This window comes from Mycobacterium sp. MMS18-G62 (genome assembly GCF_053877835.1).
On the sequence record NZ_CM132662.1, the window covers coordinates 2,545,105 to 2,562,195 of the forward strand.

Annotated in this window: 21 protein-coding genes and 1 tRNA gene; 10 read left to right on the forward strand and 12 right to left on the reverse strand. The window is 65.5% G+C overall.

Annotated features, from left to right (window positions below; all coding sequences use genetic code 11):
* The first annotated feature begins 14 nt into the window (after positions 1-14).
* Together menD and ACWW36_RS12815 are read left to right on the forward strand one after the other, a co-directional pair.
* The gene (gene menD, locus ACWW36_RS12810; RefSeq protein WP_456141895.1) at positions 15-1,643 is read left to right on the forward strand and encodes a 2-succinyl-5-enolpyruvyl-6-hydroxy-3-cyclohexene-1-carboxylic-acid synthase; all 1,629 of its coding nucleotides are present in this window, start codon (positions 15-17) and stop codon (positions 1,641-1,643) included.
* An 8-nt stretch (positions 1,644-1,651) separates the two neighbouring features.
* Positions 1,652-2,131, forward strand: a complete 480-nt coding sequence (locus tag ACWW36_RS12815; protein WP_456142470.1) for a DUF3592 domain-containing protein — start codon at positions 1,652-1,654, stop codon at positions 2,129-2,131.
* Here the strand turns inward: ACWW36_RS12815 and ACWW36_RS12820 are convergent.
* Positions 2,118-2,786, reverse strand: a complete 669-nt coding sequence (locus ACWW36_RS12820) for a DsbA family protein (RefSeq protein ID WP_456141896.1) — start codon at positions 2,784-2,786, stop codon at positions 2,118-2,120. The genes ACWW36_RS12815 and ACWW36_RS12820 overlap by 14 nt on opposite strands.
* Positions 2,787-2,919: 133 nt before the next feature.
* Here ACWW36_RS12820 and ACWW36_RS12825 point away from each other — a divergent pair, with 133 nt between their 5' ends.
* A complete protein-coding gene (locus tag ACWW36_RS12825; protein WP_456141897.1) occupies positions 2,920-4,047 on the forward strand; it encodes a glycosyltransferase family 4 protein in 1,128 nt (375 codons plus the stop codon).
* A 10-nt stretch (positions 4,048-4,057) separates the two neighbouring features.
* Here ACWW36_RS12825 and ACWW36_RS12830 read toward each other — a convergent pair whose 3' ends face one another.
* Together ACWW36_RS12830 and ACWW36_RS12835 are read right to left on the reverse strand one after the other, a co-directional pair.
* Entirely contained in the window at positions 4,058-4,882 is an 825-nt protein-coding gene (locus ACWW36_RS12830; RefSeq protein WP_456141898.1) for an SDR family oxidoreductase, read from the reverse strand.
* A gap of 108 nt (positions 4,883-4,990) precedes the next feature.
* A complete protein-coding gene (locus tag ACWW36_RS12835; RefSeq protein ID WP_456141899.1) occupies positions 4,991-5,428 on the reverse strand; it encodes a hypothetical protein in 438 nt (145 codons plus the stop codon).
* 66 nt (positions 5,429-5,494) lie between these two features.
* On the opposite strand from ACWW36_RS12835, the gene ACWW36_RS12840 reads away from it, so the two are divergent.
* Entirely contained in the window at positions 5,495-6,187 is a 693-nt protein-coding gene (locus ACWW36_RS12840) for a demethylmenaquinone methyltransferase (RefSeq protein ID WP_456141900.1), read from the forward strand.
* Here the strand turns inward: ACWW36_RS12840 and ACWW36_RS12845 are convergent.
* Positions 6,184-7,746 carry a phytoene desaturase family protein gene (locus ACWW36_RS12845; protein WP_456141901.1) on the reverse strand — a complete coding sequence of 521 codons (1,563 nt, stop codon included), beginning with the start codon at positions 7,744-7,746 and terminating at the stop codon, positions 6,184-6,186. The genes ACWW36_RS12840 and ACWW36_RS12845 overlap by 4 nt on opposite strands.
* A 58-nt stretch (positions 7,747-7,804) precedes the next feature.
* Here ACWW36_RS12845 and ACWW36_RS12850 point away from each other — a divergent pair, with 58 nt between their 5' ends.
* A complete protein-coding gene (locus ACWW36_RS12850; RefSeq protein WP_456141902.1) occupies positions 7,805-8,398 on the forward strand; it encodes a TetR/AcrR family transcriptional regulator in 594 nt (197 codons plus the stop codon).
* Between the two features lie 5 nt (positions 8,399-8,403).
* Here ACWW36_RS12850 and ACWW36_RS12855 read toward each other — a convergent pair whose 3' ends face one another.
* The 3 genes from ACWW36_RS12855 to ACWW36_RS12865 form a co-directional block, all read right to left on the reverse strand.
* The gene (locus ACWW36_RS12855) at positions 8,404-8,613 is read right to left on the reverse strand and encodes a hypothetical protein (RefSeq protein WP_456141903.1); all 210 of its coding nucleotides are present in this window, start codon (positions 8,611-8,613) and stop codon (positions 8,404-8,406) included.
* 75 nt (positions 8,614-8,688) lie between these two features.
* Positions 8,689-9,111 carry a DUF488 domain-containing protein gene (locus ACWW36_RS12860; RefSeq protein ID WP_456141904.1) on the reverse strand — a complete coding sequence of 141 codons (423 nt, stop codon included), beginning with the start codon at positions 9,109-9,111 and terminating at the stop codon, positions 8,689-8,691.
* A gap of 11 nt (positions 9,112-9,122) precedes the next feature.
* Positions 9,123-9,569 carry a GAF domain-containing protein gene (locus tag ACWW36_RS12865; RefSeq protein WP_456141905.1) on the reverse strand — a complete coding sequence of 149 codons (447 nt, stop codon included), beginning with the start codon at positions 9,567-9,569 and terminating at the stop codon, positions 9,123-9,125.
* A 31-nt stretch (positions 9,570-9,600) separates the two neighbouring features.
* Between ACWW36_RS12865 and ACWW36_RS12870 the strand changes: the two genes are divergently transcribed.
* Complete coding sequence (locus ACWW36_RS12870) at positions 9,601-9,894, forward strand: hypothetical protein (RefSeq protein WP_456141906.1); 294 nt, start codon at positions 9,601-9,603, stop codon at positions 9,892-9,894.
* On the opposite strand, the gene menJ is transcribed toward ACWW36_RS12870, so the two are convergent.
* Positions 9,891-11,111, reverse strand: coding sequence for a menaquinone reductase (gene menJ / locus ACWW36_RS12875; protein ID WP_456141907.1), 1,221 nt, complete (start codon positions 11,109-11,111; stop codon positions 9,891-9,893). The genes ACWW36_RS12870 and menJ overlap by 4 nt on opposite strands.
* A gap of 21 nt (positions 11,112-11,132) precedes the next feature.
* On the opposite strand from menJ, the gene grcC1 reads away from it, so the two are divergent.
* The 3 genes from grcC1 to ACWW36_RS12890 all read left to right on the forward strand — a co-directional run bounded on the left by grcC1 (position 11,133) and on the right by ACWW36_RS12890 (position 13,710).
* Complete coding sequence (gene grcC1, locus ACWW36_RS12880; protein ID WP_456141908.1) at positions 11,133-12,140, forward strand: nonaprenyl/(2E,6E)-farnesyl/geranylgeranyl diphosphat synthase; 1,008 nt, start codon at positions 11,133-11,135, stop codon at positions 12,138-12,140.
* Between the two features lie 62 nt (positions 12,141-12,202).
* The gene (htpX, locus tag ACWW36_RS12885; RefSeq protein WP_456141909.1) at positions 12,203-13,084 is read left to right on the forward strand and encodes a zinc metalloprotease HtpX; all 882 of its coding nucleotides are present in this window, start codon (positions 12,203-12,205) and stop codon (positions 13,082-13,084) included.
* Between the two features lie 44 nt (positions 13,085-13,128).
* Complete coding sequence (locus ACWW36_RS12890; protein WP_456141910.1) at positions 13,129-13,710, forward strand: hypothetical protein; 582 nt, start codon at positions 13,129-13,131, stop codon at positions 13,708-13,710.
* Positions 13,711-13,734: 24 nt separating this feature from the next.
* Here the strand turns inward: ACWW36_RS12890 and ACWW36_RS12895 are convergent, their stop codons facing one another.
* Both ACWW36_RS12895 and ACWW36_RS12900 read right to left on the reverse strand, forming a co-directional pair.
* Positions 13,735-14,760: an NAD(P)H-dependent glycerol-3-phosphate dehydrogenase gene (locus ACWW36_RS12895; protein WP_456141911.1), complete on the reverse strand. Its 1,026-nt coding sequence runs from the start codon at positions 14,758-14,760 to the stop codon at positions 13,735-13,737.
* A 31-nt stretch (positions 14,761-14,791) separates the two neighbouring features.
* The gene (locus tag ACWW36_RS12900) at positions 14,792-15,283 is read right to left on the reverse strand and encodes a YajQ family cyclic di-GMP-binding protein (protein ID WP_456141912.1); all 492 of its coding nucleotides are present in this window, start codon (positions 15,281-15,283) and stop codon (positions 14,792-14,794) included.
* A gap of 107 nt (positions 15,284-15,390) precedes the next feature.
* On the opposite strand from ACWW36_RS12900, the gene ACWW36_RS12905 reads away from it, so the two are divergent.
* A tRNA-Tyr gene (locus ACWW36_RS12905) sits at positions 15,391-15,473 on the forward strand.
* Positions 15,474-15,514: 41 nt separating this feature from the next.
* On the opposite strand, the gene ACWW36_RS12910 is transcribed toward ACWW36_RS12905, so the two are convergent.
* The gene (locus ACWW36_RS12910; protein ID WP_456141913.1) at positions 15,515-16,708 is read right to left on the reverse strand and encodes a tyrosine-type recombinase/integrase; all 1,194 of its coding nucleotides are present in this window, start codon (positions 16,706-16,708) and stop codon (positions 15,515-15,517) included.
* A gap of 37 nt (positions 16,709-16,745) precedes the next feature.
* Complete coding sequence (locus ACWW36_RS12915; RefSeq protein WP_456141914.1) at positions 16,746-16,958, reverse strand: helix-turn-helix domain-containing protein; 213 nt, start codon at positions 16,956-16,958, stop codon at positions 16,746-16,748.
* Positions 16,959-17,091: the final 133 nt, after the last annotated feature.

Consider the following 17,091-nt stretch of genomic DNA (forward strand, 5'->3'; position numbering starts at 1 on the left):
GATACGCTGTAGTGGTGAACCCATCGACGGCGCAGGCACGCGTGGTCGTCGACGAACTGATTCGCGGCGGTGTCCGCGACGTCGTGCTGTGTCCGGGCTCGCGCAACGCTCCTCTGGCGTTTGCACTCCAGGACGCCGACCGCGCGGGCCGTCTGCGGCTGCACGTGCGCATCGACGAGCGCACCGCCGGCTACTTGGCGATCGGGTTGGCGGTGGCCGAGCGGGCCCCGGTGTGTGTGGCGATGACGTCGGGCACGGCGGTGGCCAACCTCGGCCCAGCGGTCGTCGAGGCCAACTACGCGCGGGTGCCGCTGATCGTGTTGAGCGCCAACCGGCCCTACGAATTGCTGGGCACCGGCGCCAACCAGACATTCGAGCAGTTGGGCTACTTCGGCACACAGGTCCGCGCCAACATCAGCCTCGGCCTGTCCGAGGATGCCCCTGAGCGGATGGACTCCTTGAACGCGCAGTGGCGCTCGGCGACATGCCGAGTCTTGGCCGCTGCCACCGGATCTCGCTCCGCCAATGCCGGCCCGGTGCAGTTCGACATACCGCTGCGCGAGCCGCTGGTGCCGGACACCGACGAGCCAGGCGTGGCCTATGCGCCGGAAGGCCGTCCCGGCGGCAAGCCGTGGACGTACACGCCGCCGGTCATGTTCGACCAGCCGCTGGACATCGATCTGACGCCGGATACTGTCGTCATCGCAGGCCACGGCGCGGGTGTGCACCCCAATCTCGCCAAGTTGCCGACGGTCGCCGAGCCGACCGCGCCGCCCGCCGCCAACCCGCTGCACCCGTTCGCCCTGCGGCTGGTCCACCCGCAGCAGGTCATCATGCTCGGCCGCCCGACCTTGCACCGTCCGGTGTCGGCGCTGCTGGCCGATCCGTCGGTGCCGGTTTACGCGCTGACGACCGGCCCGCGCTGGCCGGACGTGTCGGGCAATTCCCAGGCCACGGGCACCCGCGCGGTCACCACCGGCGAGCCCACCGCCAACTGGCTCAAACGTTGCGCCGACGTCAACCGGCATGCGATCGAGGCCGTCCGCAGCCAGCTCAAGGCCCATCCGCTGACGACCGGTCTGCACGTCGCCGCCGCGGTCGCCGACGCCGTCAAGCCAGGCGATCAGCTGGTGCTCGGCGCGTCGAACCCGGTCCGCGATGCGGCGTTGGTCGGGCTGAACGCGCAGGGCATCAAGGTGAGGTCGAACCGAGGTGTGGCGGGCATCGACGGGACGGTGTCGACGGCGATCGGCGCGGCGCTTGCGCACGACGGGCGAACCATCGCGTTGATCGGTGACCTGACGTTCGTGCACGACAGCTCCGGTCTGCTCATCGGGCCGACGGAGCCGACGCCGCGCAACCTGACGATCGTGGTGTCCAACGACAACGGCGGCGGCATCTTCGAACTTCTCGAGCAGGGCGATCCGCGGTTCTCCGACGTGTCGTCGCGGATCTTCGGCACTCCCCACGACGTGGACGTCGGCGCGTTGTGCCGCGCGTATCACGTCGAAAGCCGACAGATCGAGGCCGGCCAGCTCGGCGACGCGTTGGCCGAGCCGTTCGAGGGCATGCGGGTGCTGGAGGTGAAGGCCGACCGGTCGTCGCTGCGCGCACTGCACGCATCGATCAAGGCGGCCCTGTGACGCGTCTGATGGCGTTGGTGCGCAAGTTTTTTCCGCGGCTCTACGGGGACGAGACCGAGACGCGATCGGCCCGGGTCCTTCGGCGTCTGCGCATCGGCATTGTGATCGCTGCGTGTTTGGTGACGCTGCAGTCTCTGCTGTTGGTTCTCGGCGCGTGGCGCAACGACCGCCAGATCGAACGCCATATGGGTGTGGCGGAAGCCAATGTGCTCAGTGCGGGTCCGCGGCGTTCGACGATCGAATTCGTCACGCCCGACCGCGTCACGTACCGCCCGGAGCTCGGCGTGCTGTATCCGTCCGAATTGGACACGGGCATGCGGATTTACGTCGAATACGACAGGAACAATCCCGACCTGGTGCGGGTTCAGGACCGCAACGCGTCGCTGGCCATCATCCCGGCAGGTTCGATCGCCGTGGTGGCCTGGCTGATTGCGGGTGCGGCGCTCCTAGGCGTGACGCTGGTGGAGCGGCGCATCACGCCTGCATGAGCTTCTTCAGCCAGTCGTTGTCGTAGAGGTCGACTTTTTGGTTCTTTTCGAGATCGTAAACCGTTGGGGTGCCGAGATTTTCGTTGTCGATATCGTAGAGGTAGCCGAAGTTCGTGTCGTCCATGTCCTTGACGTTGACGGCCGAACCGCCATCGCTGATCTTCTTGGCCACGTCCTCTGACATTCCCGCCTTCGTTGCGTACTCGTGCAGCTCGTCTTTGGTCGGCGGCTTTCCGCCCGGACGCTGGTTCGCCCAGAGGATCTCGACGAACCGTTGAAACTGCGTGCCCGTTGCTCCTTCGGTGGCCGAGAACAACGCATTGCTGACTTGCGCCGAGTATCCGTTGTCCTTTTCATCCATGAAGATCATCGGTCGATAGGTCACCTGCAACTGACCGACCGCGATGTAGTAGGCCAGCTCGTCGCCGAAGTCGTGTTGAAGATCGGCGCAGTGGTTGCATTGGGGTTCGGTGTAGATCTCGATCTTCACGGGGGCATTGCCGAATCCGGCGGCGATGCCGTAGCCGTCCTTGGTCACCGCGAGCGGCGGCTTGTTCGGATCCGGCTGCGCCGAGCCTGCAACCTGTCGCGAGCAGCCGACGCCGACGACCATCAGCCCGATCACGAGCACCGCAAGAGCCCGGGAAATCCGCATGTCAACCGTCCTTCTTTGTGCGCACGATACTCGAATCGCGAGTGGGGGATCGGCCGATCATCCGCACCCGGTTTTCGCGTGTCGTATAACTGCACGCAACCTTCGCGACAGCCGACGATGGGACTCTGCTGGTGTGCGCGTTGCAATCGTCGCAGAGTCATTCCTCCCGAATGTCAACGGCGTCACCAACTCGGTGCTTCGGGTGATCGAGCATCTCCGCCGCACCGGGCACGAGGTCTTGGTCATCGCCCCGGACACGCCGCGCGGGGAACCGCCGGCGGAAAAGGTGCACGACGGGGTCCGGGTGCACCGGGTGCCGTCGCGCATGTTCCCGAAGATCACGTCGCTGCCGCTGGGTGTGCCGCGGCCACGGATGGTCAGCGTGCTGCGCGGATTCGCCCCAGACGTCGTCCATTTGGCTTCGCCGGCGCTGCTGGGGTATGGCGGTGTGCACGCTGCCAGGTATCTCGGCATCCCAACTGTCGCCGTATTCCAAACGGACGTAGCGGGTTTCGCCGAGAGCTACGGAATCGGCGTCGCGGCGCGTGCCGCCTGGGCGTGGACGCGTCACTTGCACAAGCGGGCCGACCGTACACTGGCGCCGTCCACCTCGGCGATGGAAAACCTTGCCGCGCATCGCATCCCGCGGGTGCACCGATGGGGCCGCGGCGTCGACATCACAGGCTACGCACCGTCGGCGCGCGACGACGGGCTGCGGCACAGGTGGTCACCGGACGGTAAGCCGATCGTCGGTTTCGTCGGCCGGCTGGCGCCGGAGAAACACGTCGAGCGGCTGGCGGTGCTCGCCGACCGCGACAACGTTCAGCTGGTCATCGTCGGCGACGGCGTCGACCGGGCCAAGCTCGAATCCGTCCTGCCGTCAGCGGTTTTCACCGGCGCACTGTACGGCGAGGCGCTCGCGACGGCGTACGCCAGCATGGACGTCTTCGTGCATCCGGGCGAACACGAGACGTTCTGCCAGGCGGTGCAGGAGGCGATGGCGTCCGGCCTGCCGGTCATCGCTCCCGACGCCGGCGGGCCGCGCGACTTGGTCGCGCCCTACCGCACTGGACTGCTCTTGGCGGTCAGCGAGTTCGAGGCCAAGCTGGTCGAATCCGTCGACCATCTGATCGCCGAGCGGCACCGCTATTCGGTCGCCGCCCGTCGCAGCGTGCTGGGACGCACCTGGCCCGCGATCTGCGACGAACTGCTCGGCCACTACGAGGACGTCATCGGCCTCAAGCAGCTCAAAGCCGCCTAGCTCGCGCTGATTAGCCCTGCGCCTCGATCGAGACGGGCTGCCACTCTTCCCATGTCTTGAGCCGGCTTTCGTAGTCGGCCTTGGCCAGCTGGAGCGGCAGCTCCCCGAAGAACACGCGCAGCGGCGGCTCGGGTGCGTCGACGATCTTGAGCAGCGCACGGGCCGACGCCTGCGGATCTCCCGGCTTGGCGACGCGCTGGCTGCGCGCCCGCTCGGCCGCTTCATGCACCTCTTTGTAGTCGGGCAGCGGCTCGGATCGCTTCGATGACGAGCCGGCCCAGTCGGTAGAAAAGCCGCCCGGCTCGATCAACGTCACGTGAACCCCGAACGGGGCGACTTCTTGGGCCAGCGCTTGCGAGAAGCCTTCCAACGCCCACTTCGACGCGTGGTAGATACCGACGTTCTGGAACGCGACGACGCCGCCGATGGACGACACCTGGATGATGTGCCCGCTGCGCTGGGCCCGCAGGTATGGCAGCGCCGCCTGGGTGACCCACAGCGCCCCGAACACGTTCGTCTCGATCTGAGCGCGCGCTTCGGCCTCCGTCAGTTCCTCGATGAACCCGAAGTGCCCGTAGCCCGCGTTGTTGACGACGATGTCCAGCCGGCCGAAATGGTCGTGCGCCTCCCTGACGGCGGCGAAGTCCGCCTCGCGGTCGGTCACGTCGAGCTGCAGCGGCAGCAGTGCCTCGCCGTATTTGTCGACCAGATCAGTCAGAGTGGCGGTGTCGCGCGCGGTGGCCGCGACCTTGTCGCCGCGCTCCAGAGCCGCGATCGCCCATTCGCGGCCAAAGCCGCGTGATGCCCCGGTGATGAACCAAACTTTTTCGCTCACAATTCAACCTCCCTCTTGCAGTCACTGGGTTGAAGCCCATGTGGGGCCCTGCTAATTCCCCATCGGGCCAATCGGCGGCTGGGAATCCGCTGTGATGCGTTGGGTCGGTCAGTGGTCTTCGCGATGCCGGCCGAGGACCTCGTCGACGATCTCGGTGACAAGATCGTCGGCGCGTTGAGTTTCAGTCCACACCTCCGTCACCACTTCGGTGGTCACAGAGTCGGTTGCTTCCCGGATGATCGCCTGCAGGTCCACGCCCTCGATGACCTTGTTCGCCCACCCGATTAGGTCGAGCTCGGCAAGCACCTCGTCCACCATGCGCACCACTGCGTCGGTGATCGTCGCTCTCATCGGATGCAGGCCATGCTCGATCACGCGCTCACCGTGGTCAGACAGAGCGGTTACACCGCGGCGGATCTGGGGCCCGATCAACGGCAGCTTGGTGACCGCGCCGTAGGTGGCCGCCACCCCGCTAGCGGCCAGCGACGCGGCTCCGACCGCGGCGGTCACCGCCGGGTTCTTCAGCACGTCGTCGCGCTCGGCCACTTCGGCATCGTAGTTGCGTATTCGCCTCGAAAGAGGCGGTCTGGCGAACCAGGTAGCGTCTGCTGCGTGAGCCGCGCGACGCTGGACAAGGACCCACATGAGGTGGCGTCGATGTTCGACGCCGTCGCCCGGCGCTACGACCTCACGAACACTGTGCTGTCGCTCGGCCAGGACCGGTTCTGGCGGCGCGCCACGCGTTCTGCGCTGGGGATCGGTCCAGGTGAGACGGTGCTCGACCTCGCGGCGGGTACGGCGGTCTCGACGGTCGAGCTGGCGGCATCCGGCGCGTGGTGTGTGGCGGCGGACTTCTCGGTCGGAATGCTCCTGGCTGGCGCGTCGCGCAACGTTCCGAAAGTCGCGGCCGACGCGACGCGACTGCCGTTCGGCGACGCGATGTTCGACGCGGTCACCATCAGTTTCGGGCTGCGCAACGTCGTCGACCACGCCGCGGCGTTGCGGGAGATGGCGCGTGTGACGCGACCCGGCGGCCGGCTGGTGGTCTGCGAGTTCTCGACACCGACGAACGGATTGTTCGCGACCGTGTACAAGGAGTACCTGATGCAGGCACTGCCGCGGGTTGCGCGCGCGGTGTCGTCGAACCCTGAGGCCTACGTCTATCTGGCCGAGTCGATTCGCGCGTGGCCCGATCAGGCGGCCTTGGCGCAGCGGATAGCCGACAACGGCTGGTCGGCAGTGCGGTGGCGCAACTTGACGGGCGGCATCGTCGCGCTGCACGCGGCGACAAAGCCGTCGGGCTAGCTCGCGGCGTCTTCGAGCACCGCGTACGCGGCGTTGTACCCGGGGATGAACGTAATCCCCGGACCCCCATGGCATCCCGCGCCGCCGAGGTAGAGCCCTCTCGTCGGGACGGGGATGTCGAGGAAACCCTTCGGCCCAGGACGATTGGGCCCCATCAGATCCGGATGCAGCAGACCGTGGCAGAAGTCGCCGGACGGGGCGGCGAACATCGTCTGCATGTGGTACGGCGCGAACGTGATGTGTCGCATCTGGATGTCGCGGAAGTTCGGTGCGAACCGGCAGATCTTGTCAATCACCTTCTCCGCCATCACGTTCTTGAGTTGGCGCGTGTCTCGGCTGTTCTCTACCGGCAATGCGTATGCGAACGCGCTTGCCGCGTGCTTGCCCGGCGGCGCCATGGCGGGGTCGTGCACGGACGGTATCTGCATTCCCATCGACGGGTTGTCCGGGACGACGCCTCGCCGGCACTCCTCCCACTGACGTTGTTGTTCTTCAGGCGAATTGAAGATTCCGATCGAACCCTGCATGCCCGGTTCGTTGAGGAAATCGTATGGTGGGGCGAACTCAGGAAGACCGTCGAGCGCGAAGTGGATCTGGACAAACGACGCCCTGTGGTCACGGCCGCTCAGTCGCGTGACGAGGTCGGCAGGCAGATGGTCCGCGCCCACCAGATCGATCAGCGTGAAATCCGGGGAGAGATTGGAAACCACCACAGGCGCGCTGATCTCCGTACCGTCGTGCAGACGCACACCGGTGACGCGATCGTCCTTGACGAGAATCTTGTCCACCTTGGCGCGGTACCTGACCTCACCGCCATTGGAGACGAACAGTTGGTGTAGGTGATCGCACAGCGCGCCGATGCCCCCTTCCAACTTGGTCATCATCGCGGTGGCGTCATCGGGAACCGCCAGCGCGAACGCCAAACACGTTGCGCTGCCTGGCGTATATGGCCCGCGATACGTGGAGTTGATCGCGAGGAAGGCGAGCATGCTTCGCAGCACCGCGTGTTTGTGCTTGTCCGGCAGGTAGCGGTCGATGGCATCCATCGCGCTCCCGAAGAGCACATCGTGGATGGCGGTGCGCTCTGCCTCATTGGACGCGCACGCGTACATCTCGTCGAGCGTCTTGGGTGGCGTGCGAACATCAAAGCGGCCCAATGCCTTTGCCGGTCCATGGCTCCAGCCGATCAGCTCGGCCATACCGGTGACGGCGTCGGTGCCATGCTTGTCGGCCAGGTGTGTCATGAACTGCATCGGGTCGCGGTAGAAGATCATCGGCTCTTCGCCTTCGTCGCCGAGATTGACCGACATCACCTCGGCGTCGACGGTGGGCAGCGTGTCCAGGCCCAACTCCTTGGCGATCTGGCTCGGCATGGGAAATTGCACCGAACCGGCGATCTCGTAGCGGAACCCGTCGATGAGTTCGACGGTGGCCGCCATTCCTCCGGTGTAGGTGTTGGCCTCCAGGCAGATAGTGCGAAGACCCGCTTGCTGAAGGACCGCCGCCGCGGTCAGTCCGTTGTGACCGGCACCGACGACGATCGCGTCGTAATCGCTCATGCCCAAAATATGTCAGTACTGACATATTTTGGCAAGGGTGGGATACGATCGCCGAGTTATGACCGCGGTGCCGAACCTTCATGAGCAGCGCCGACGGGCCACGCATGAAGCGCTGAGGCGTGCTGCGCTGGCGAGTTTTGCGAGCAAGGGCTTCGCGAACGTGACGGTGACGGAGCTTGCACGGGCGGCCGGAGTCACCGAGCGCACCTTCTTCCGCCACTTTCCGACCAAGGAAGCGGTGCTGTTCCAGGACTACGAGACACAGGTCGAGTGGTTATCGGAAGCGTTGGCGCAACGGCCGCCGACGGAGTCGGTGTTCGATGCGGTTCTGGCAAGTGTCGCGAGCTTTCCGTATGACCTGGAGGTGGTTCGCCAGGCGGCGACTGCCCGAACGGAGTTGATCAGCGCCGACCGCATCGCCAGCCATCTGCGGGTGGTGCAGTCCTCGTTCGCCGGCGTGATCACCGAGTTCGTCAAGAACCGCTATCCGGATAAGCCCGAACTTGTAGCCGAGGTTGCGGGTGCCGCTCTTGCCGCCGCTCTGGTTGTGGCAGTGGAGAATTGGGGCCGCAACGGCTGTAAGGGAGATCTAGGTGAGATCACCGCGGCTGCGCTCAACCTGGTGAGGTCCGGCCTGGCGCCGCTGTCCTGAATCGGCTAGTTGACGACATTGAGGCCGGTGCTGCCATCGGACGGAACGGCGACCTCGCCAAGGCTGTGCTGCGTTGGGGGAGAAGGCTGTTCACTGGCGGGCACACAGACTCCCACATAGGGCACGTCTGCGCAGGGGCCCACTGGGGTGGCGTCTGCTGTGGCGGCCAGGCCGAGGAATGCCGTCGCACTTGCCGCTGTTGCAAGGGCGGACATGAGTAACCGCTTGGATTCGGGCATCGTCGATACCTCTGTACTGAGGGTACGCCTGAATGGCCGCGGCGTTGTCGCTCAGAGGTGGGCAATTTCCGCAGCTCCTGCCTCGGCAATCAAGGCGTCGACGACCATCGCCCGATGGCACTGACTCGCATCACGCTCAAAACACATCAGTGCAACGCGCTGTTGTCTAGCCAGCCAAAGCAATTCGTCGAGCGCCGACCGGGCGTCAGGTGTCGCTAGCACGGCCTGATACCGCTGCTTGGCGTCGGCTTTACCGCGCCGAAAGGCGTCGCGGTTGTCGCGCGGATTGCCGAGCTGCGGCAGGTGCAGGTACTCGATGCCGGCATCGCGAAGCCGGGTTGCGAGTCCGTTCTTGGAGAGTCCAGGCTTGCGCGACAGCGGCGTAAGACGCACGTCCACAAGCACTTTCACGCTCGCAGTAGCGAGGGTTTCAATGAGCTGATCGACTGTGCGGTCTTGGTAACCGACCGTCATTATCACCGTGGTCATCGGTTGACGCGCGCCTGCCATATTCGGGCTGTCTGCGGACCGACCGCCCCGCCGTGGATTTGTTGAAAGTTGCATCCACCGCGCCCGAATGTGGCGATAACGGCAGCGGGAACTTCCGATTCGAGCACAGGCCTTGGCAGCCAACGGCATGGGCGTACATGAACGAGGTCGACGGCTGACGCGGCGGCGGCATCGTCGTAGTAGTACGGGCCTTCGACGCGGCCCAGCCAATAGAGGCCGTCCGCGTCGCGCGTCCAAACGAACGAGCCGTCGTCAACATCGGCGAACCGGCCGACCCGACGGGCGGGGCGCTCCTGCTCGCCGCGATCCCGAACGCGTTCGCCGAAGCCACACAGACCGACCCGGCGGGCACGGTCGACGGTCGCCCCCGGATCGATGGCGTCACTGCGTGACCGCATCGGCGCACGGTAGACGTCGGGCATAGCGACCATCCTGCGCGATATGCTGCGGCCCGTGGCCACCTTCTGGCGCTACATCAAGATCCAGCTGATGATGTTCGTCTTCGGCATCGTCGGGCCGATCTTCTTGATCCTTTACTTTGCGACACAACCGGATCCGTCGATGAAGTGGGCCTACTGGGCGGGACTGTTCATCACCGCGGCCGACGTGCTCATCGCGCTTGCGCTCACCAACGCCAGCGACCCGAACAGGGCGCCGAGCGATACCCGCGTCGCGCTGGCCATCGCCAAGCGCCTGCAGTCCGGCCGCGGCCACACCAGCGACAATTCGAGCTCGTCGAGTGACTAGCTGAACGGCGGGCGGCCGTCGATCCGCCGCGACGCCAAGCCCGCCGTACGCCACACCCGCGCAATCCAGTCGACGTCCTCGTCAGTGACGAGGTTGCCCATCACCCGGACCGCGACGTGCATCAGAAACGACGACCGCATCGCGAGAGGCCCCGTCGACGGCAGGAACCGCGGAATCGTCAACAACAGCCCCAGGCGCCTGGCGGCCGAAAACGCCCGCGCGTAGTGCGTCGAGAGCACCGACGGCCACACAAGCGAGAGATCGCCTGCGCCAAGCAACTCTGCGGCCAGCCGCCCGGTCTCCAGCGCATAGTCGATGCCCTCGCCGTTCAACGGATTCACGCATGCCGCGGCGTCGCCGATCAGCATCCAGTTCGGACCGGCCACCCCTGACACCGCTCCGCCCATCGGAAGCAGCGCGGACAACGGCAACCGCGGTTCGCCGTCGAAGCCCCACTCGTCGCGACGCAGCGCTGTGTAGTAGGACATCAGCGGCCGCAACGCGGCATCGGCGGGCCGTTTCGACGTGGCCAGCGCGCCGACGCCGATGTTCACCTCACCGTTGCCCAGCGGGAAGATCCAGCCGTAGCCGGGCAACACCCGGCCCTCCGGCGAGCGCAATTCCAGATGCGACGTGATCCATGGCTCGCTGGCCCGCGGCGTCGCGATGTAACCGCGGATCGCCACGCCGTACACCGTTTCCTGATGCCACTGCCGGCCCAATACGCGGCCCAACGGAGACCGTGCCCCGTCGGCGACGATCAACGATTCGCATCCGATCTGTGCGCCGGAGTCCAACGTCAAGGACGCCACCCGTCCGCTGGAATCATGCTGTACATCAACGGCTTTCGCGCCGAGAAGCATCTTGGCGCCCTCGTCGGCGGCCACCATCCGGATGCGGTCGTCAAGCTCGGTCCGTGGCACTGCGCTGCTCACCGAGGGGAACGACGGGCCGGGCCATTCGACTTCCACGTCGCCGCCGAAACCGACAAGCCGAAGGCCGCGGTGCTGCACGCGGCCCTCGAGCCACGGGCCAAGCCCGAGCCGCTGCAACTCCAACATGGCTCGCGGGGTAAGTCCGTCGCCGCACGCCTTGTCGCGGGGAAACTGCGCGGAATCGATCACCAGCACGTCGCGGCCCGCCCGACAAGCCCACGCGGCCGCCGCCGAACCCGCAGGCCCGGCGCCGACGACGACCACGTCGGCTCGCATACCCATGGCTCCCAGTATGTTGGCAGGGTGAGGACACCAGCCAGCGTGGTGGCGGGAGTGGATTTCGGGGACCCCGCTTTCGCCGCTGATGTGCGCGACGGGGTGGCCCGCATCGAGGACCTCATGGCCACTGAGCTCGGCAAAGCCGATGAGCTGATGTCCGAAGCGGTGCAGCATCTGTTCCAGGCGGGCGGCAAACGGTTCCGGCCGCTGTTCACGGTGCTGTCGGCGCAGCTGGGGCCCGAGCCCGACGCCTGGCAGGTCACGGTCGCGGGAGCGGTCATCGAGCTGGTGCACTTGGCAACGCTGTACCACGACGACGTGATGGACGAGGCGCAGGTGCGCCGCGGCGCGCCCAGCGCGAACGCCCGGTGGAGCAACAACATCGCGATCCTGGCCGGCGACTACCTGTTCGCGACGGCATCGCGCCTCGTCAGCCGGCTGGGCCCGGAAGCGGTGCGCATCATCGCCGACACGTTCGCCCAGCTGGTGACGGGTCAAATGCGCGAGACTCGAGGTGTCGTCGAGGGTGTCGACGAGGTCGAGCACTACTTGAAGGTGGTGTACGAGAAGACCGCGTGCCTGATCGCGTCGTCAGGCCGATTCGGGGCGACGTTCTCCGGCGCGGGCGAGGAGCAGATCGAGCGGCTGAGCCGCCTTGGCGGCATCGTCGGCACGGCCTTCCAGATCTCCGACGACATTATCGACATCGACAGCGACCCCGACGAGTCGGGCAAGGTGCCAGGCACTGACCTGCGCGAAGGTGTGCACACGCTGCCGGTGCTGTACGCGCTGCGCGACACCGGATCGGATGGCGACCGGCTACGGCAGCTGCTGAAGGGCCCGGTCGAAAACGACGACGATCTGGCCGAGGCGCTGCGGCTGCTGCGGAAGTCGCCCGGAATGGCGGAGGCCAAGGACACGGTGGCGCGCTACGCCGCGCAGGCCCGCGACGAGCTGGCCAATCTGCCGGAAGGTCCGGGTCGTCAAGCGCTGGCCACCTTGGTGGACTACACCGTCAACCGCCACGGCTAGGAATCCGGAACCTGCGGAGGGCGCTGGGGCGTTAAATCAGCGAAGAGTGCGTAGGAGGGCTGATGACCTGGCATCCGCATGCCAACCGGGCCAAGACGTTCGTGCTGCTCGTGCTGATGTCGACGCTGATCGTGTTCATCGGCGCGCTGTTCCACAGCAGGGCGATTCTGGGCTTGGCGGTGCTGTTCGCCGTCGGCATGAACGTCTACGTCTATTTCAACAGCGACAAGCTGGCACTTCGGGCGATGCATGCGCAGCCGGTGAACGAAATGCAGGCACCGGTGATGTATCGCATCGTCAGGGAGCTGGCGACGACCGCGCGGCAGCCGATGCCGCGGCTGTACATCAGCGATACGGCCGCCCCTAATGCGTTCGCGACGGGCCGCAATCCGCGCAACGCGGCGGTGTGTTGTACGACGGGGATTCTGCAGATCCTCAATGAGCGCGAATTGCGTGCGGTGCTCGGACACGAGCTGTCGCATGTGTACAACCGCGACATCTTGATTTCATGTGTGGCCGGTGCGTTGGCATCGGTGATCACCGCGCTCGCCAACATCGCGATGTTCGCGGGACTATTCGGCGGAAACCGCGAAGGTGGTGCGAATCCCTTTGCCCTGCTGCTGGTTTCGCTATTGGGGCCAATCGCGGCGACGGTGGTGCGGCTGGCGGTGTCGCGGTCGCGGGAGTATCAAGCAGACCAGTCGGGCGCGGAGCTGACGGGCGATCCGCTGGCGTTGGCGAGCGCGCTGCGCAAGATCAGCGCGGGTGTGCAGGCCGCGCCGTTGCCGCCGGAACCGCAGCTGGCCGACCAGGCGCACCTGATGATCGCCAACCCGTTCCGCTCCGGCGAGAAGATCGGCAAGTTGTTCTCGACGCACCCGCCGATCGAGGACCGCATCGCGCGGCTCGAGGCGATGGCGGGCCGCGGCCCGGGCATTTACTGATAGGCGCTGGTAACGCCGTTTGATCATCGGCCGATGTAGCAGGCATGCTGCGAGTCACTTCCGCACCACCTAGGGTGTGGGGCGTGTTGAACAGAGTCTTGATCGGCGTCGTCGGGTCTGCCGCGGCGGTCCTGATCGGCGCGGGCGTTGCCACTGCCGAACCGCCACCGGAGCCGGCGCCGCAGCCGCCTCCACCGCCCAACGTCAATGCGCTTACGCCGGTCAAGCTGTCCGAGTACGCGGTGATGAACAACAACTGGTACGCGTTCACCGTGCCGGACGGAATCACCTGCGTGCTGCAGAAATCCGGCAGCTACGGGTGCAGCGGTCCGATTCCCGCGGCGCCGAACGGCGCCAATCTCGTCAGCGGTTCGTATGGCGGGGTGCCGGGATTCGCCAACGCAGCCGGCCCGGTATTCGCGAACGTCGGTGAGGCCAAGCCTCTTCCGGCGGGTTCACGTATCAGCTACCAGAGCCTCAGCTGCGGCAACGACGGCGCGCAGACGACCTGCGTCGACAACCGCAGCCAGTCGGGCTTTGTCCTCAGCCCCGCAGGCAGCTTCATCCTCAACGAGGAGCCTCCGCTGCTCTACCGCCCAGGGGGCGGTAACCCGTACGTCAACTGAGCCACACGGCGGGCAGAGCTAGATCTAGAACCCTGAGCCGTGCACCTCGTGGCCCGGCTTTTCGGCGACGAGGCCACGGTAGGCGTCTTCGACGGTCGAACCGTGGTTGATGACGCCGTCGACCTCGCGTGCGATCGGCATGTTGATGCCGTACTTGTCGGCGAATTCCATGATCACGCTGGACGCCTTGACGCCCTCGGCGACTTGATTCATCGACGAGATGATCTCGTCGATCGGCTTGCCCGCGCCTAGCTGCTCGCCGACGTGGCGGTTGCGGCTGCGCTGGCTCGTGCACGTGACGATGAGGTCGCCCATGCCGGCCAGCCCGGCGAACGTGTCGCGGTGGCCGCCGACGGCCTCGCCGAGCTTGGACATTTCGCGCACCGCACGGGCGATCACCATCGCGCGGGTGTTCTCGCCGATACCGAGCGAGTAGCCCATCCCGACGGCGATCGCGTAGACGTTCTTCAACGCCCCGGCTATCTCCACGCCCACCACGTCGTCGGTGGTGTACGTCCGAAATCGCTTGGTACGGAACAACTCTGCGAGCCGGGACGCCAAGTGCTGGTCCGGCATCGCGAGCACCGCCGCTGCGGCGTACCCGTCGGCCACCTCGCGCGCGATGTTCGGTCCGGCGAGGATGCCGGCGGGGTGACCCGGCAGCACCTCGTCGACGATCTGGCTCATTCGGTAGTTGGTGCCCTGCTCGAGACCCTTCACCAGCGACACCACCGGCACCCACGGCCGCACTTCCTTGGCCAGTTCGGTCAGCACACCGCGAAAGCCGTGCGACGGCACGCCCATGACGATGACGTCGGCCGCACGCGCGGCTTCCGAAAAGTCGTTGGTGGCTTTCAGGCTCTCCGGCAGTCGGACCTCATCGCCGAGGTACTTCGAGTTGCGGTGGTTGTCGTTGATGTCCTTGGCGGTGTCCTCGGAACGGACCCATTGCAGCGTCGGGCCGCGTCGGGCGCAGATCGACGCCACGGTGGTGCCCCAGGATCCGCCGCCGAGGACGACGACTTTGGGTTCGCGTTGCTCAGGTGCCATGGCGATCAGGGTATTGCCGACACCTGTCGTTTCACCGGTAGTTGACGAACTGCAATGCGACCTCGAGGTCGGCCTGCTTCAGCAGCGCGATCACGGCCTGAAGATCGTCGCGCTTCTTGGACGAAACGCGGATCTCGTCGCCCTGGATCTGGGCCTTGACACCCTTGGGGCCTTCGTCGCGGATCAGCTTGGTGATCTTCTTGGCGTTCTCGCTGGAGATGCCCTGTTTGATGGCCCCGCTGACCTTGTAGGTCTTGCCGCTGGCCTGCGGCTCGCCCGCGTCGAAGGCCTTCATGGAGATGTCGCGGCGGATGAGCTTTTCCTTGAAGACGTCGATCGCCGCCTTGACGCGCTCCTCGGTCGAGGAGGTGATGACCACCGTCTCCTCGCCCTGCCACTCGATGGATGTGTCGGTGCCGCGGAAGTCGAAGCGAGTGGCCAGCTCCTTGGCGGCCTGGTTCAGTGCGTTGTCGACCTCTTGGCGGTCAACCTTGCTCACGACGTCGAACGATGAATCCGCCATTGGATCTCCGTCTCTCCTGGATGGTCTGATGCGTTTTCGTCTTAGGCCCATCCTCGTTGTACCCTGCTATTCGCACCAAACCGGGTCACCGCGTGGTGCAGCACCCAGGCAGGTTGCCCGAGCGGCCAATGGGAGCGGACTGTAAATCCGTCGGCTAACGCCTACGCAGGTTCGAATCCTGCACCTGCCACCCTGGTCAGAGCGTTATTGCGCTCGGGCCCCGTGTTCGAATCAGACGGAGTTGTCACGGTTTGTCACAACGCGCGCGAAACTCTGCGCCGCTGTGCTGAGTGCGTCGGGCTGCGAATGCACGTAGGTCGCCATCGTGAACGCCTTCGATGCGTGCCCGAGCCACGCGGAAATCACCGCGATCGGCACGTTCTGCAGGTGCATCAGCGTCCCGCACGTGTGCCGCGCGTCGTGGAAACGGATGTGGCGCACGCCAGCCGCCTTAAGCATCCGGGCCCACCGCGACGTAAGCGCGTGAGGACTGAGCGCGGTGCCGGCCTCGTTCACCACCACGTAGCCGCTCGCCTCGTAGTACTCGCCGAGTGCCAACCGATCGGCGGCTTGGATGGCCCGGGCAGTGCGCAGGGTGGCGGCCAAATGGTCAGGGATCGGCAGCGTCCGCCGTCCCGCCCGCGACTTAGGGGTGTCCTCGACGAGGTGCTTACCGAAACGCAGCCGTGTCGATGAGATCTGCAGAGTACGTCCGTCAAGGTCGATATCGCTCCACCGAAGGCCGGCCACCTCGCCGCGGCGTAATCCAGTGAGCGCGAGCTGCCACGCGATCGCGTAACGGTCGCCGTCGATGTGATCGAGGACCTTCTGCAACTCCGCTGGGGTAAAGGTATCCGGAGGTTTCGGGTCCGACGGTATGCGGTCCACGAGCTCGGCGACGTTACGCACGACGTGGCCTTGCCGCATCTGATCTGTTAGCACCGCCGTAAGCAGACCCAGTAAGTAATTCACCGAACGCGGTGACCACGGTTTGCGGTTCTTGCCAGTGGGGGAGGGCAGTCCGCCGGCACGCAGTTTGGTTACGAGGTCATCGATATGCCGCTTGCTCAGTTTCTGCACTTCTATGTCACCCAACACCGCCCGCGCCGGTGCGAGGTTCACGCGATGCCCGTGCAGTGTCGAGGGTTTGAGTCCGTGCTTGGCGGCCAGCCAGTCCTCGCAGGCCTGATCGAGGGTGATCCTCGAATGATGGACATATGTGCCCTTGGCGACGTCGCCACGTACCGAATCCAGTGCCGCGCGGGCTTCCTTCTCAGTCGCGTACCGCTTACGTAGCTGCTTGCGCTTTCCGTCGACGACACCCACATCGACCGTGAGCTGATAGCGGATAACTGGGCGGCCACCGTCGCGCTGAGCAAGTTCGATGCGCTTGATCTGCGGCGGCAGCTGGCGCCGCTCAGTCATTGCGAAATATCAAGAGAAGCAGTTGCTTTCGATATCACTATGCCGCCTCGGTATGCGCTGCGATGAATCGCTCGATCTCAGCGGGCGCCACCCGCCGGGACGCGCCGATCTGGACCCAGCCGAGCTGGCCGGAATCGAAGAGTCGATAGACGGAAGAACGCGAAATACTCAGAGCCTCAGCTGCTTCCGCAATGGTGAGCAGCCGGTTTGGTGTGAAAGGCCTCGCGTCAGGAAGGTTGGTGCCAGTCATGGCTGCCTCGGGAGGGGGAGTGAATCATGCGATCACCTCGTGTGTAGTGGTGTTCCACCACTGTAATTCGAACCTACGACTAGTTTGTGCAGTTTTTGACCGGCGCAATCGGTCGTAACGTTTGACGTTATTA

Excerpts from the sequence above, each read along its gene's own strand:
- ACWW36_RS12845 (WP_456141901.1), bottom strand. The coding sequence starts at position 7,746 with ATGAGCGATTACGACGCGATCGTCGTCGGTGCCGGTCACAACGGACTG.
- ACWW36_RS12855 (WP_456141903.1), bottom strand. The coding sequence starts at position 8,613 with ATGTCCGCCCTTGCAACAGCGGCAAGTGCGACGGCATTCCTCGGCCTG.
- ACWW36_RS12890 (WP_456141910.1), top strand. The coding sequence starts at position 13,129 with ATGCTGCGAGTCACTTCCGCACCACCTAGGGTGTGGGGCGTGTTGAAC.
- ACWW36_RS12910 (WP_456141913.1), bottom strand. The coding sequence starts at position 16,708 with ATGACTGAGCGGCGCCAGCTGCCGCCGCAGATCAAGCGCATCGAACTT.
- htpX (WP_456141909.1), top strand. The coding sequence starts at position 12,203 with ATGACCTGGCATCCGCATGCCAACCGGGCCAAGACGTTCGTGCTGCTC.
- ACWW36_RS12850 (WP_456141902.1), top strand. The coding sequence starts at position 7,805 with ATGACCGCGGTGCCGAACCTTCATGAGCAGCGCCGACGGGCCACGCAT.
- menJ (WP_456141907.1), bottom strand. The coding sequence starts at position 11,111 with ATGGGTATGCGAGCCGACGTGGTCGTCGTCGGCGCCGGGCCTGCGGGT.
- ACWW36_RS12895 (WP_456141911.1), bottom strand. The coding sequence starts at position 14,760 with ATGGCACCTGAGCAACGCGAACCCAAAGTCGTCGTCCTCGGCGGCGGA.
- ACWW36_RS12865 (WP_456141905.1), bottom strand. The coding sequence starts at position 9,569 with ATGCCCGACGTCTACCGTGCGCCGATGCGGTCACGCAGTGACGCCATC.
- ACWW36_RS12815 (WP_456142470.1), top strand. The coding sequence starts at position 1,652 with ATGGCGTTGGTGCGCAAGTTTTTTCCGCGGCTCTACGGGGACGAGACC.
- ACWW36_RS12820 (WP_456141896.1), bottom strand. The coding sequence starts at position 2,786 with ATGCGGATTTCCCGGGCTCTTGCGGTGCTCGTGATCGGGCTGATGGTC.
- ACWW36_RS12915 (WP_456141914.1), bottom strand. The coding sequence starts at position 16,958 with ATGACTGGCACCAACCTTCCTGACGCGAGGCCTTTCACACCAAACCGG.
- ACWW36_RS12860 (WP_456141904.1), bottom strand. The coding sequence starts at position 9,111 with ATGACGGTCGGTTACCAAGACCGCACAGTCGATCAGCTCATTGAAACC.
- ACWW36_RS12900 (WP_456141912.1), bottom strand. The coding sequence starts at position 15,283 with ATGGCGGATTCATCGTTCGACGTCGTGAGCAAGGTTGACCGCCAAGAG.